Here is a 14,158-nt window from a genome sequence, read left to right on the forward strand (position 1 = left end):
TTTTTATGCCTTTTAATCTTGCAGTGCAAACACTTTCTTTAATAAAACGGTCGTTCTAGACGATATATTGTTGCGAATTTCTTTCTCTTCAACAGCAATCATGGTATAAACACCTTTTAGAGCTTCATTAGTAACATAATCTGTTAAGTCAGGATTAACATCCGCAGTAAAAGGAATGCTGTTATACTTATTTATAAGATTGGTCCAAATTTTATCGGCACCCACTTTACTAAACGAATTTTTTATTACAGGATTGAACTTTGCGTATAAAGCGGTTTGGGTTTTACTGTTTAAATATTGGGTTGCTGCATCGTCTTTACCTAATAATATGTTTTTGGCGTCGGCAAAAGTTATGCCTTTCACGGCGTCAACAAAGATGGGGGTTGCTTCTTTAACGGCATCTTCGGCAGCTCTGTTTAGTGCTTTTAAGCCTTCATCGGCTAATTTGCTTAAGCCAATATCTCTAAGACCCTTATCGACTTTTTGTAATTCTTCGGGTAATAAAATCTTAACCAAGTCATTTTTATAAAACCCATCGGTTTGAGTCAGCTTTGTAACTTGTTTTTCAATACCAAAATCCAAGGCTTGTCTTAAACCCGCGGCAATTTCATCATTTCCTATACCTACACCTTGTGGTAATTGATTAACAACTTGTTGTAATTCTGCACAGGCAGTAATATTTAAAACTAAAAGGACTACTAAAATTTTACGAATCATGGTTTTTTAATTTGGGGTTTGTAAGGATGGTAAATATAGGTAATTACGAGAAAATAACAGTCTTATTATTATAAACCATGACTTTCCTGTTAGTGTGCAGTTTAACTGCGTTGGCCAATACTATTTTTTCCAAATCGCGCCCTTTGGCGATTAAGTCTTCAATAGAATGTGAATGCGACACACGGGTAACGCCTTGGTCGATAATAGGGCCCGCATCTAATTCTTCGGTCACATAATGGCTAGTAGCACCAATAATTTTTACACCGCGTTTAAATGCCGAATGGTATGGTTTTGCACCCACAAAAGCAGGTAAAAATGAATGGTGAATGTTGATTATTTTATTAGGATATCTAGCAATTATTTTTTCAGGAATAATTTGCATGTACCTTGCTAAAACAATAAAATCAATTTGATATTTTTCTAATATTTCCAATTGCTTTTGCTCCGCTTCTTCCTTTGTGTCTTTGGTAACAGGAATATGGAAAAAAGGAATTTTAAAACTATCGGCAATCGGTTTTAAATCTAAATGATTACTAATTATAAAAGGGATTTCCAAATTGAGTTCTCCGGAATTGTAACGCCCCAATAAATCATATAAACAATGATCGTATTTAGAAATAAACAAGGCCATTTTAGGTTTTCTTGCCGAAGAGTAAATACGCCATTTCATTCCAAAAGTATCAGCTAATGTATTTTTAAATGCCTCTCTAAAACCATCAGCAGTAAAAGATTCATGAATAAATTCACTTTCTAAACGCATAAAAAAGATGTTTTGTTCTCTATCAACATGCTGGTCTATGTAAACAATATTACCTTGTTTTTCGGCAATAAAATTAGTTACGGAAGCAATGATATTCGGACGGTCTTTACAATGAATTAAAATAGTAATCTTTTGCATTTGGTTTAAAATAATTTAAGTCCAAAATTAACCTAAAAATTAGATACGTATAATGAGTGATTATAATTTTAGATAATCGTCTGTAAATGGTGTGTTTTTTTGAATATTTCGTAAATTTGAACCGTATATATCAATATTTTTAAAAATGATGCAGATAGCAGCTTATAACCCCAAGCATAAAATTAGAATTGTAACAGCGGCATCTTTATTTGATGGACACGATGCATCCATAAATATTATGCGTCGTATTATTCAGGCGACAGGTGTGGAAGTGATTCATTTAGGGCATGATAGAAGCGTGGAGGAAGTGGTAAATACGGCCATTCAAGAGGATGTTAATGCTATTTGCTTAACCTCATATCAAGGCGGACACATGGAGTATTTTAAATACATGTTTGATTTGTTAAAGGAAAAGGGTGCAGAGCATATAAAAATTTTTGGTGGTGGTGGTGGTGTTATCTTGCCTTCCGAGATTAAAGAGCTAATGGCATATGGCATAGCTCGAATTTATTCACCAGATGATGGTCGTGAGTTGGGCTTACAAGGTATGATTAACGATTTGGTGAAGCAATCGGATAGTGCTATCCCATCCCTAATCCTTCCCAAAGGGAAAGGAATGGAAACATCTTTAAAAAATAAAGAGGTCAATACCATTGCGAGATTAATCAGTTTAGCTGAAAATAGACATCAAGAGTTTACGGAAATTTTTAAACCAACAGGTTCCTCTTCTTCGGAGAAGTTAGGTGGAGTCGTATTAGGAATAACCGGAACTGGAGGTGCAGGAAAATCTAGTTTGGTAGATGAATTGGTAAGACGATTTTTAGTTGATTTCCCTGAAAAAACGGTTGGAATTGTTTCGGTAGACCCTTCAAAACGAAAAACAGGTGGAGCGCTTTTAGGCGATAGGATTCGTATGAATGCCATAAACCATCCACGCGTTTATATGCGTAGTTTGGCGACACGTCAATCTAATTTGGCTTTGTCAAAATATGTACATGAGGCTATTGAAGTACTGAAAGCTGCCGAATATGATTTAATTGTTTTAGAAACTTCTGGAATTGGACAATCGGATACCGAAATCATAGAGCATAGCGATGTGTCATTATATGTTATGACGCCAGAATTTGGTGCTGCAACTCAGTTGGAAAAAATTGATATGCTTGATTTTGCCGATTTAGTAGCTATAAATAAATTTGATAAGCGCGGAGCTTTAGATGCGTTGCGTGATGTGAAAAAACAGTACATGCGTAATCACAATCTTTGGGATGTGCCTCAAGAACAGTTACCGGTTTTTGGTACGATTGCTTCGCAATTTAACGACCCAGGAATGAATACGCTTTACAAAGCGGTTATGGATAAGTTGGTTGAAAAAACGTCGGCAGATTTACAGTCAACCTTCACCATTTCAAATGAAATGAGTGAAAAGATTTTTGTTATTCCCCCGTCAAGAACGCGTTATTTATCTGAAATCGCCGAGAACAATCGGGCGTATGATGCTAAAGCAAACGAACAAGTTGAAGTCGCACAAAGGCTTTACGGTATTTATAAAACTATTTGTTCAGTAGTCAATGTCCCGTCGAGCGCAGTCGAGACGTCTTTCTTAGATAAATTGGGTTTAAATTATGATGGGGTTCTGAAACAAGTTCAGGATGACAATGATAAAAACTTTTTAGCTCTATTGTTTAAGGAATTCAACCGAGTAAAACTAAATCTCGATCCCTATAATTGGGAAATTATCATTGGTTGGGATGAAAAAGTAAATACATATAAGCAACCTGTTTACACATTTAAAGTTCGTGAAAGAGACATAAAAATAGACACCCATTCAGAGTCGCTTTCGCATTTACAAATCCCCAAAGTAGCCTTACCTAAATATCAAGCTTGGGGCGATATTTTAAAATGGGTATTGCAAGAAAATGTACCAGGAGCGTTCCCATATACTTCAGGTTTATATTCTTTTAAAAGAATGGGAGAGGACCCTGCGCGCATGTTTGCAGGCGAAGGGAGTCCAGAGCGTACCAATAAGCGTTTTCATTATGTAAGTGCGGGTTTGCCAGCAAAACGTTTGTCTACCGCTTTTGATAGTGTGACGCTTTATGGAAGTGACCCCGATTTACGTCCCGATATCTATGGAAAAATAGGTAACGCCGGGGTAAGTATTTGTTGTTTGGATGATGCTAAGAAATTGTATTCTGGTTTTAATTTGTTTGATGCCATGACGTCGGTTAGTATGACTATTAATGGGCCTGCTCCGATGCTTTTAGGGTATTTTATGAATGCAGCCATAGATCAGCAATGTGAAATTTACATCAGTGAAAATGGACTGGAAGCAGAGGTTGAAACCAAAATAGCGAAACTTTATAAAGGTAAGGTACGCCCTAAATATCATGGTGAATTGCCCTCAGGAAATAATGGTTTGGGCTTGATGCTTTTAGGAGTTACAGGAGATCAAGTGTTGCCAAAAGAGGTTTACGAAAATATAAAAACAAAAACGATTACGCAAGTTCGCGGTACAGTGCAAGCCGACATTTTAAAAGAAGACCAAGCTCAAAATACCTGTATTTTCTCCACGGAGTTTGCACTGCGCTTAATGGGCGATGTGCAGGAGTATTTTATTGAAAACAATGTTCGTAATTTCTATTCGGTGTCTATTTCTGGGTACCACATTGCCGAAGCGGGTGCCAACCCTATTACACAATTGGCTTTAACCTTATCTAATGGTTTCACTTACGTGGAATATTATTTAAGTCGTGGCATGGATATTAATAAATTTGGACCCAATTTATCGTTCTTTTTCTCGAATGGCATCGATCCCGAATATGCTGTAATAGGTCGTGTAGCCCGAAAAATTTGGGCTAAAGCCATGAAGCTTAAGTATGGTGCTAACGAACGTGCTCAAATGCTTAAATACCATATTCAAACCTCTGGTAGAAGTTTACATGCACAGGAAATCGATTTTAACGATATTCGCACTACGCTACAAGCTTTGTATGCCATATATGATAATTGTAACTCGCTACATACCAATGCGTATGACGAAGCCATTACCACACCAACCGAAGAATCGGTACGTCGAGCAATGGCTATTCAGCTAATAATAAATAAAGAATTAGGATTAGCAAAAAACGAAAACCCCATTCAAGGCTCGTTTATTATTGAGGAATTAACCGATTTGGTAGAAGAAGCCGTTCTTTTGGAATTCGATAGAATTACCGAACGCGGCGGTGTTTTGGGTGCTATGGAAACCATGTACCAACGCAGTAAAATACAAGAAGAAAGCTTGTATTATGAAACATTGAAACACAACGGTGCGTTTCCAATAATTGGCGTGAATACCTTTTTAAGTAGTAAAGGATCACCAACGATTTTACCTGTGGAAGTTATTCGTGCTACCGAAGAAGAAAAGCAATTTCAAATAAAAACATTAGAAAACCTTCACCGTGCTCATGATACTGAGGCTCTTTTAAAAGACCTTCAGCAAAAAGCAATTCATAACGAAAATATTTTTGAAGCTTTAATGGAAGTTTGTAAAGTATGCTCATTAGGACAAATCACAAATGCTTTATTTGAAGTGGGTGGGCAGTATAGAAGGAATATGTAAACCAGCGCCAAATAATTTCAATTAAAAGAGAAAATTCTTTGCAACAAATGCATCTTTTTAAATGTTTGTTCGTCTATTATATGAACTTTAAAAATAGATATTATGAAAAATAAAGAATGCACTTGTAATTGCGAAAGCTGTAAAAGCGGTCCATGTGAAAATTGTACATGCGAAAACTGTACATGTAGTAATTGTAACTGTTAAATGATTGCAACTGTTAAGTTTAATTTAAATTGAATATAAGCAGTGTTTATTTTAGTAATTTTAAGCTAAAGTAAGCACTGTTTTTATAATTGTAGTTATGCAAACCCAAGACATTTGGAACACCTATTCAAACGATATCAAACACTTTATATTAAGTAAGGTGAAAGATGTGGTTGTTACAGACGATTTGCTTCAGGAAACCTTTATAAAAGTACACACCAAGCTTGATACTTTAAAAGATAGTAATAAATTAAAGTCGTGGTTGTTTGCAATTGCTAGATATACGGTTCTAGATTATTTCAGAAATAATAATATAACTTACGAAATGTCTGAAGCAGATATGGTTTTTGACGACCAAAAGTTAGAGCATACTAAAGAAGACTGTTTAAAAGGTATTATTAAAAGCTTGCCCAAGAAATATAGAGATCCTTTGTTTTTATCTGATATTAAAGGAATAAAACAAGCTCAAATATCAGAACAGTTGCATTTGCCGTTACCTACCATAAAGTCCCAAATACAGCGCGGTAGAAAATTAATCGCGCAAGGCTTTATAGTTTGCTGCGATTTTAAAGTGAATGATGCAGGCTATCTAGTTGGAGAGATTAAAGAAAAAGAAGACTGTAAAATGTGCCATTAATAATTTAATCTAAATAATTCCCTGAAGGCTCAGCCTCGGGGTATCCCAATTCACCTCTCCTATGGAGAGTTCAGAACTGTCCGAAAAGGCGGTTTAGGATGAGGTGAAAAACAAAATTTCCGTTTTTGACACTGAAGGTCAAAATCAAACAGGTGAAACCTGTACTGAGCCTAGTCGAAGTATGTCTCTATGGCTCTGCATCCTTTAGGTAGTCTGTTTCAATAAATTTTTATTTCCATCAAATTGAGTCCTATATATTGGATGCTCTAATTCAATATTAATAGCTAATTAATATGGCGATGAACAAACTTTTTAATAGCGTTCTTCATCGCCTTTTTTTGCAAATTAAAACCACTCATGGACGTATGTAAACCCTTGAACTAATATTCTTTAAGAAATTTTTCGATTATCAATTCCCAGTGTAATTTTATCCTGTTTAAGTTAATTACTAGACACAATTTACCCAAATAATTAAAATTTATACCTATGGAAACGACACTTAAATACAAATTCAAGAGACAATCCGAAAATCATTTAGATTGGTTAATAAACATTATCAAATCTGAAAGATACTTTGAAACAGAAGCTACTTTAATAAGTAATAACAACACACGGTTTTTAGATTAAAAAAACAAGACTCTCAGTTGTTTTTTTAGAATCCTTGTATTAAAATAATATAGGGATTTTTTTTATCTTGTTACAAAGTTAACATCCAACTGCGTTGCAATTGTTTAAACTTTTTTAATTCGTTACGTAAAATAGGCAAGAAGTCTTTTCCGTTACTGTTAGAATGTTCTAAGCGATAGGAATTTTTATAAAGCATATTTGTAAGACGTCTTAAAGATGCAATATGTTTATGCTTTCTATCTGTATAGCGTTCCATTTCGGCATTAACAATTTCTGGAGCTAATGAAACCGATTGTTGAACGATGTCACCCGAAAAATAAATGTTAGTATCCTCTGTACCATCACTTTTTAAAGCAGACAAATCATGATTTAAATACATAGAAATACTTTGGGATAAGGTAAATATCTCAATAGCTTTTTTATATATCGGTAATTCCGATAGATTTGATGGGGTATTAGATAGCATATTTTTTTTTCTAAGCAACTTTATCAAAATTACTCACAAGAATTAACAAACAGCTTTTCATTTTAAAGTAAAAATGTATATTTGCTTTAGATATTAATTTATTGTAGTTAAATTTCTTTTAAAATGAATTTAGATAATCTTAACTGGAAGATTTTGAGGTGTTTGCAGGAAAACGCGCGACAATCCAATGCCGAAATTGGTAGGCAAGTGGGGATTAGCTCACCAGCGGTTTCAGAGCGTATAAAAAGAATGGAAGATGCAGGTATTATATTAGGTTATAAAACCGTGGTGTCACCATTAGATATGGGATATCAGCTAAAAGCCATTATAACTTTACATGCGTTTATTGGTAAGTTGAAACCTTTTTTAGAGAAAGTTAAAACCTTCGACGAAGTTTTAAACTGCTACAGAATTACCGGTAACGAAAATATAGTCATGGAAGTGCTTTTAAAAAACCAAAAGCACTTGGAAACCTTTATAGATCAGCTTATTATTTATGGTGAAACCAAGACACAAATAGTACTATCTCATGTAACACGCTACAAAGAAGTGAAGCCTGCTAAATAGGTTTTAATATGCTATTTTACGCGCCAAGGCGGATTTTTTCTGTTGTTTCCAGCATGATAGATTATAATTCTGTTGCCATCTAAATCATTTAAATGTGCTTCCCGCCAAAGCCAAGGTTTGTCTTCTGGCTCGCTTAAAAAAATGATTCCTTTTTGTTTTAAAAGTAAAATAGTTTCATCAATATTTTCATTTTCAAAATAAATCGATATGCCAACACCCCTTGGTAGTTCGTCTACTTTATGAATAGATAATGTACTATCCCCATCCGGGCATTCAAACCTTACATACCTTGGAAGTGCATTTACAATGAGATGCAGTCCCAAAATTTTGTAAAATGTTACAGCCTTTTCAACATCTAAAGAAGGAATGGTTATTTGGTTTAAATTCATTATAGCAATCGTTTTAAGTTTAAATTTCGGTTTAGGACAAATAAAATGATGGCGCTAATAAGTGCAATTATAGATACTATATACCAGGTATTATCAAACCCAAGGGCAGCGGTCATTTGCAAACCAGCGTTATGACCAAAAATATGTGCAATTGAAAACGATATGGAATACAGTGCCATATATTCCCCTTGATTTCCTTTTTTAGCTCTTTCAACCGCAAAGGCATTAGAGAACGGGAAAGCAATCATTTCGCCTATGGTCATTAAAAGCATGCCAACAACTAAAACTCCAGACCAAGTGGTAAAATTTAATATAAGCAAACTTAAACCCGTTAAAATAGCACCAAAAAACATCAATCCTAGTTTTGTGTAGGTAGTATTTTCCAACCACTTGATTAAAGGCATTTCAAATATGAAAATAAGAAAGCCGTTTAGCCCTAAAATAAGCCCAATTTGAAGTTCACTTAGTGTATGAACATCTTTATAGTAAATAGTTATGGTTGAAAAATATTGTAAGAACACTATCCCAAATAATGCCATGGCTACAAGGAAAATCATAAACGCATAATCGCCATATGCCGAAGCGGGATTATTATTTTCAATAACATCCAAAACTTTTGCTTTTTTAGGGTGCAATACTTTGATCATCAAAAAGGTAGCAATAATACATGTAATGCCGTCAACCCAAAACAAACCAGCATACCCAAGTCCTGTAATAATGAGTCCGCCAATGGCAGGCCCTGCCGAAAACCCTAAGTTTATAGCTAAGCGTATAAGTGTTAGCGATCGTATTTTGTTTTCGGGTTTGCTATAAGCGTTTAGCGCCACAAACATAGCAGGTCTAAAAGCATCAGCAACAAGCATGACTATAAAAATACCAATACAAATAGATGCAAACGTATTTAAGTATTGCAAAGCGATAAATAAAACACCAGTCGATAGTAGGCTTCTAACCATTACTTTATAATATCCAATTTTATCGGTTAATTTACCTCCAATCCAAGAACCAGCTACCGAACCTAATCCGAAAGCACTCATAACCCAACCTACGTGGCTTACCGTAAAATGCAGGTCTTCCTTTAGGTATAATGATAAAAATGGAATCACCATAGTGCCCGCCCTATTTATAAGTGTTATGAGAGCAAGCCACCATATTTCTTCCGATAAGCCTCTAAAGGTGTTTAAATAGTTATTAAAAAGTGTTTTCATTGGTTAGTTTTTAATCATGTTAATTTTTTTGATTAAAAGTCGATTATCGACTAAAAATAAAAAGTCCGACTGTGAAGTCGGACTTTTACATATTGTAATAATTTATAATCGTATCACCTAAATATATAAAAAGCCCGACCTCTTTTACGAGAAGTAGTGAATAGCATCTTACAAATGGTGACGTTGTTACGCATTTTTATTTTTTATGAGTTACAAACTTATAGAAAATAATCATAAGTTGTACTTTTGAATTTAAATTATATTTGAATGAAACCACTAATAGCCCTATTGGTATTTTTAACTTTTTTTACAAGTTGTGCCCAAGAGAAAAAAATGATTAAAGGAGACACCGAGTTTCAGCGCGAACTAAACGCCGAATATAAGGATGCCACAACATCGCCTTTAAAAGATAAAGACAGAAAGCATTTTGAAGGTTTAGATTTTTTTAAGTTCGATGCCGCTTATGTCGTTAATGCTAAGTTTGAAAGATTTCCAAATGAAAAACCTTTTGAAATGAAAACTTCAACGGAAAGACGCCCCATTTATGTAAAGTATGGTGAGCTTTCATTTGAATTAAAAGGAAAACGTCATAAGCTAAATATCTATCAAAATTTAGGATTAATTGAAAAGGAAGGTTACGAAGATTATTTATTTCTGCCTTTTTCAGATGAAACCAACGGATTGGAAAGTTATGGTGGCGGTCGTTATATAGATGCCCGAATACCTAAAGGCGATACTATGGAAATTGATTTTAATAAGGCCTACAACCCATATTGTGCTTATAACGACAAGTATTCTTGCCCCATTGTACCACGTGAGAATTATTTAAAAACCAGAATAGAAGCAGGGGTAAAGGCTTTTGGGAAGCATTGATTAAATACAAGAACCTTTAGACAGTCTCTTAGTTTAGCTTAGAATAGTATGTTTTTATGCTTTGTTATTGGCTATATTATTTATAATCCTTACATTCAGAATGGAATGTAAATAAGTTTTCAGCATTTTTTTCTAACAATCTAACCTTCTAAAAAAACAAGTAAGATACTTTTACCAAGTAAATATTATTTCTTTTTTATAGGACTGATGGTGCATTTGTTTCAAGTTTTTATTTAAGTACAAATAACCCATCTATTCTTCAATATCTTTATCTTTTATAGCAATATAAATTTCGGCAACTAAGTCGGCAGGGTTTGGTGTACTAGTAGGTTCTGTTAAATAAGTTTCAATCATTGGACCATTTTCGGCCAATTCAAAACCGTTTTTTTGAATATATGCCATAGCGGTTTCCCAAGCGTCTCTTAAATGGCTGTAATTTCCTTTTAGTGTTGTTTTAACAGCTTTAAAACTATCAAATTTGCCAGTAAGAATATCATCTCCTTCGGCAGTTATAACTTGTTCTGTCGTAGGAACGCAACATGAAAATATAACAGCGTTGTTGTCATCGTCCCATTTTAAATAATTTATAAATGGTGTACCAGCTACAGTTATGTGGTTTTTTAAAGCATAGTTTTCAACTTTAGGAAGCATTTCTTGAATTTTGCTTTCTAATTCGCTTATTTTACAAGAGGCGGTATTGTACAAGTAATAACCACCACTATGGTTTGTAATGCCATTGACGGTTATGCTGTATTTTTTCATTTCAGCAACAACAATGCTGTCTAGTTTTTCTAGACTTCGTTCGTAATGTAGGCCAATTTGTTTTTCCATCCCCCCTGTAAAAACGGTGCGGGCCTTAAAACCAAAAGGTAAATCCTTACTGGAAATTGTCCAAGTAACATTGGTACTGCCATTGGCATTTGGTTTAAAATCCCAAATAATTTCAGAAGTAGGAAACTCTGCCATTTGCATCTGCTGTTTAATGTATTTATTGGCAACAGCTTCAATTGTTTTTATTGTTCCCATACCATCTTTGTCTTCCCAAGTATAGCTTCCTCCAACATCTTTGGTTTGCTTGGGTAGTGTAATCTTCTTGTTAGGATTTGCCTCCACCCAAGATGACCAATCTTTCCAATTTTTAAAATCAATGACATTGTTATAAATAACAGCAGCAGGTGCCTTTATGGTTCGTGTTCTGCTAACTTCAAAAGTGTTGGGTTGCACAGAAATGTATATGGAGGTGCCTATAATGGCTATCAATAATAAAAATGCGATGTACTTAAAAGCCTTCATTTTACTTTTTTTGAAAAGATAAGAATCAAAGATAAACAATTTAAAATTCTCGTTAATAAATTATTACATTTGTACTTTAAAAAATAAATATTTAATAATTAAAAAGACTTAAATAAATGTAATCAATAATTAAGACGGAATATCTATAACTTTTTTTATAAAAATAACAAATACAAACAAATGAAATTAAAATCAATTCTAGGTTTTGTGCTCATGGGTGCACTGGTATTTTCTTGTGGAAATGAAAAATCCAAAGAGAATAAGGAAGAATTAAAAGTAAAAGACACGGCGTTTAATTACCATGTCGATCAGTTTGCCGATATTAAAGTGTTACGCTATCAAATTCCAGGTTGGGAGAATTTAACCTTGAAAGAACAAAAATTGGTGTATTACTTAACGCAGGCAGGTTTGTCTGGACGCGATATTATTTGGGATCAAAATTATAAACACAATCTTAAAATTAGAAAGGCTCTAGAAAGTATTTATACTAATTATACAGGTGATAAAACCACTGAAGATTGGAATGCTTTTGAGGTTTATCTAAAGCGTGTTTGGTTTAGTAATGGCATTCATCACCACTATTCAAAAGATAAAATAAAACCAGGGTTTTCATCGGACTATTTAAAACAATTACTAGCCGAAACCCATACGGTTTTAGAGGGTGAAGCTTTTGAGGTTATTTTTAATGATGTTGATGCTAAAAAAGTGAATCAAGCCAAAGGAGTTGATAATGTAGCGCTTTCGGCAGTTAATTTTTATGGAGATGGTGTTACAAATAAAGATGTTGAAACCTTTTACGCTTCTAAAAAATCGCCAGACCCAAGCAAGCCATTGTCATTTGGCTTAAACTCGCAATTGATAAAAGAAAACGGTGTGCTAAAAGAGCGCGTTTATAAATCGGGAGGTTTATATGGGGCTGCTATTGATGAAATAATTAAATGGTTGGAATTAGCCAAAGGTGTTTCAGAAAACGAGGCACAAGCTAATGCTTTAGGTTTGTTAATCTCTTATTATAAAACAGGCGATTTACAAACTTGGGACGATTACAATGTAGCGTGGACGGCAGCTACCGAAGGCAATATAGATTATATAAATAGTTTTATTGAAGTGTATAATGACCCATTAGGTTACCGAGGATCGTATGAAACTATTGTACAAATTAAGGATTTCGATATGTCTAAAAAAATGGAAGTACTTTCTGAAAACGCCCAATGGTTTGAAGACAACTCGCCATTAATGGAGGCTCATAAAAAGAAAAATGTGGTAGGCGTCTCCTATAAAACCGTCAATGTGGCTGGTGAAGCAGGGGATGCATCACCAAGTACACCTATTGGAGTTAATTTACCCAATGCCAACTGGATTCGTGCCGAGGTTGGAAGTAAATCGGTGTCTTTAGGGAACATTGTAGATGCTAGTAATAATGCTGGGAGTTCAGACAGGCTGAAGGAATTTGTAAATGATGAAGAGGAATTAGAATTGGAAGATACCTATAGTAAATTAGCCGATAAATTGCATACGGCTTTACACGAAGTGGTAGGGCATGCATCGGGGCAATTAAATCCAGGCGTTGGAGAAACTAAAGAAACATTAAAGAATTATGCGTCAACCCTTGAAGAAGGTCGTGCTGATTTGGTAGCTCTCTATTATTTATATGATAGTAAAATTCAAGAATTAGGGTTGACAGACAACTGGGAGAAAACAGGCAAAGCAGCATACAATGATTATATTAGAAATGGCCTTTTAATGCAATTAATCCGTTTAAATTTAGGTGATGATGTTGAAGAAGCTCATATGAGAAACCGTCAATGGGTTTCCGCTTGGGTTTTTGAAAAAGGAAAAGCCAATAATGTGATTGAAAAGATTATTCGCAACGGAAAAACTTATTATAATATAACCGATTATTCAAAATTGCGAGCACTTTTTGGGGAGTTATTACGCGAAACACAACGTATAAAATCTGAAGGCGATTTTAAAGCTGCCGAGGCTTTAGTGGAAGGTTATGGTGTAAAAGTAGATCAAAAAATCCACGCCGAAGTATTAGATCGTAATAAGCAATTCAAGTCTGCACCATATACTGGTTATGTGAATCCTATATTGGTTGCAAAAACAAACGAAGCAGGTGAAATAATTGAGGTTAACGTCATGCAACCACAAACATTCGTAGAACAAATGCTTGATTATAGTAAAAAATATAATTTCTTACCAGAGGTAAACTAAGAACTCATTTAAACTTTTTTGATTGAAGCGAAAATCAGTCATTTTATGCTCGGTTGAAGGCTTTTATGAGTTGCATAGCAGGGCTACGGAAGGAAGAAAAGACAAAAAGCGAGTGCAAAAGGACGATTTTTTAGCCAATTGTGAAAAGTTTAAAAGAGTTCTAAGACTAATTTTTTAGGATAGCTAATAAAATATAAACAGAATCTTGATCAAGGTTCTGTTTTTTTATTGACACTAAACACCAAAAGAATAAGATTTACAACTATAAGAGCACTGATAATAAGAATAATATTCATGATTTTAGTTATGTTAGTTACTTTTTAGATGCACGATTTGAAAAAAGGTTGCGTCAAATTATTAAACTGAAGTGATTTAAATTTTTTGTTTGTAAGCGAAAAATTCGGCTTTAGCTTCATAATGAAGTCTTTTTTATGTCGCATAGCAGTGCTACGGGACTTAAA

12 protein-coding genes are annotated in these 14,158 nt (G+C 34.4%); 6 read left to right on the top strand and 6 right to left on the bottom strand.

What is annotated here, in order from left to right; translation table 11 throughout:
• Window positions 1–12: 12 nt before the first annotated feature.
• A complete protein-coding gene (locus CJ739_RS13745; protein ID WP_117176300.1) occupies window positions 13–717 on the bottom strand; it encodes a DUF4197 domain-containing protein in 705 nt (234 codons plus the stop codon).
• 43 nt (window positions 718–760) lie between these two features.
• A complete protein-coding gene (gene purU, locus CJ739_RS13750; protein ID WP_117176302.1) occupies window positions 761–1,615 on the bottom strand; it encodes a formyltetrahydrofolate deformylase in 855 nt (284 codons plus the stop codon).
• 145 nt (window positions 1,616–1,760) lie between these two features.
• Here purU and CJ739_RS13755 point away from each other — a divergent pair, with 145 nt between their 5' ends.
• From CJ739_RS13755 to CJ739_RS20375, 3 genes are all read left to right on the top strand, one after another.
• Complete coding sequence (locus CJ739_RS13755; protein WP_117176304.1) at window positions 1,761–5,216, top strand: methylmalonyl-CoA mutase family protein; 3,456 nt, start codon at window positions 1,761–1,763, stop codon at window positions 5,214–5,216.
• A 301-nt stretch (window positions 5,217–5,517) separates the two neighbouring features.
• On the top strand, window positions 5,518–6,057 hold the full coding sequence (locus CJ739_RS13760) for a sigma-70 family RNA polymerase sigma factor (protein ID WP_117176306.1): 540 nt from the start codon (window positions 5,518–5,520) through the stop codon (window positions 6,055–6,057).
• Window positions 6,058–6,543: 486 nt separating this feature from the next.
• Entirely contained in the window at window positions 6,544–6,684 is a 141-nt protein-coding gene (locus CJ739_RS20375; RefSeq protein ID WP_162880218.1) for a hypothetical protein, read from the top strand.
• Between the two features lie 70 nt (window positions 6,685–6,754).
• On the opposite strand, the gene CJ739_RS13765 is transcribed toward CJ739_RS20375, so the two are convergent.
• Window positions 6,755–7,150 (bottom strand): hypothetical protein, encoded by a 396-nt coding sequence (locus CJ739_RS13765; RefSeq protein ID WP_117178995.1) that lies wholly within the window; start codon window positions 7,148–7,150, stop codon window positions 6,755–6,757.
• Between the two features lie 123 nt (window positions 7,151–7,273).
• On the opposite strand from CJ739_RS13765, the gene CJ739_RS13770 reads away from it, so the two are divergent.
• Window positions 7,274–7,717, top strand: coding sequence for an Lrp/AsnC family transcriptional regulator (locus CJ739_RS13770; protein WP_117176308.1), 444 nt, complete (start codon window positions 7,274–7,276; stop codon window positions 7,715–7,717).
• 11 nt (window positions 7,718–7,728) lie between these two features.
• On the opposite strand, the gene CJ739_RS13775 is transcribed toward CJ739_RS13770, so the two are convergent.
• Window positions 7,729–8,106, bottom strand: a complete 378-nt coding sequence (locus tag CJ739_RS13775) for a VOC family protein (protein WP_117176310.1) — start codon at window positions 8,104–8,106, stop codon at window positions 7,729–7,731.
• Window positions 8,106–9,314: an MFS transporter gene (locus CJ739_RS13780; RefSeq protein WP_117176313.1), complete on the bottom strand. Its 1,209-nt coding sequence runs from the start codon at window positions 9,312–9,314 to the stop codon at window positions 8,106–8,108. The genes CJ739_RS13775 and CJ739_RS13780 overlap by 1 nt, the downstream gene beginning before the upstream one ends.
• Before the next feature lie 267 nt (window positions 9,315–9,581).
• Here CJ739_RS13780 and CJ739_RS13785 point away from each other — a divergent pair, with 267 nt between their 5' ends.
• Window positions 9,582–10,187 carry a DUF1684 domain-containing protein gene (locus tag CJ739_RS13785; RefSeq protein ID WP_117176315.1) on the top strand — a complete coding sequence of 202 codons (606 nt, stop codon included), beginning with the start codon at window positions 9,582–9,584 and terminating at the stop codon, window positions 10,185–10,187.
• A gap of 252 nt (window positions 10,188–10,439) precedes the next feature.
• Here the strand turns inward: CJ739_RS13785 and CJ739_RS13790 are convergent, their stop codons facing one another.
• Window positions 10,440–11,480: an SRPBCC family protein gene (locus CJ739_RS13790; RefSeq protein WP_117176317.1), complete on the bottom strand. Its 1,041-nt coding sequence runs from the start codon at window positions 11,478–11,480 to the stop codon at window positions 10,440–10,442.
• 180 nt (window positions 11,481–11,660) lie between these two features.
• Between CJ739_RS13790 and CJ739_RS13795 the strand changes: the two genes are divergently transcribed.
• A complete protein-coding gene (locus CJ739_RS13795; protein WP_117176320.1) occupies window positions 11,661–13,697 on the top strand; it encodes a dipeptidyl-peptidase 3 family protein in 2,037 nt (678 codons plus the stop codon).
• Window positions 13,698–14,158 lie beyond the last annotated feature (461 nt).

The sequence above is a fragment of the Mariniflexile sp. TRM1-10 genome (assembly GCF_003425985.1).
Classification (GTDB): Bacteria; Bacteroidota; Bacteroidia; order Flavobacteriales; family Flavobacteriaceae; genus Mariniflexile.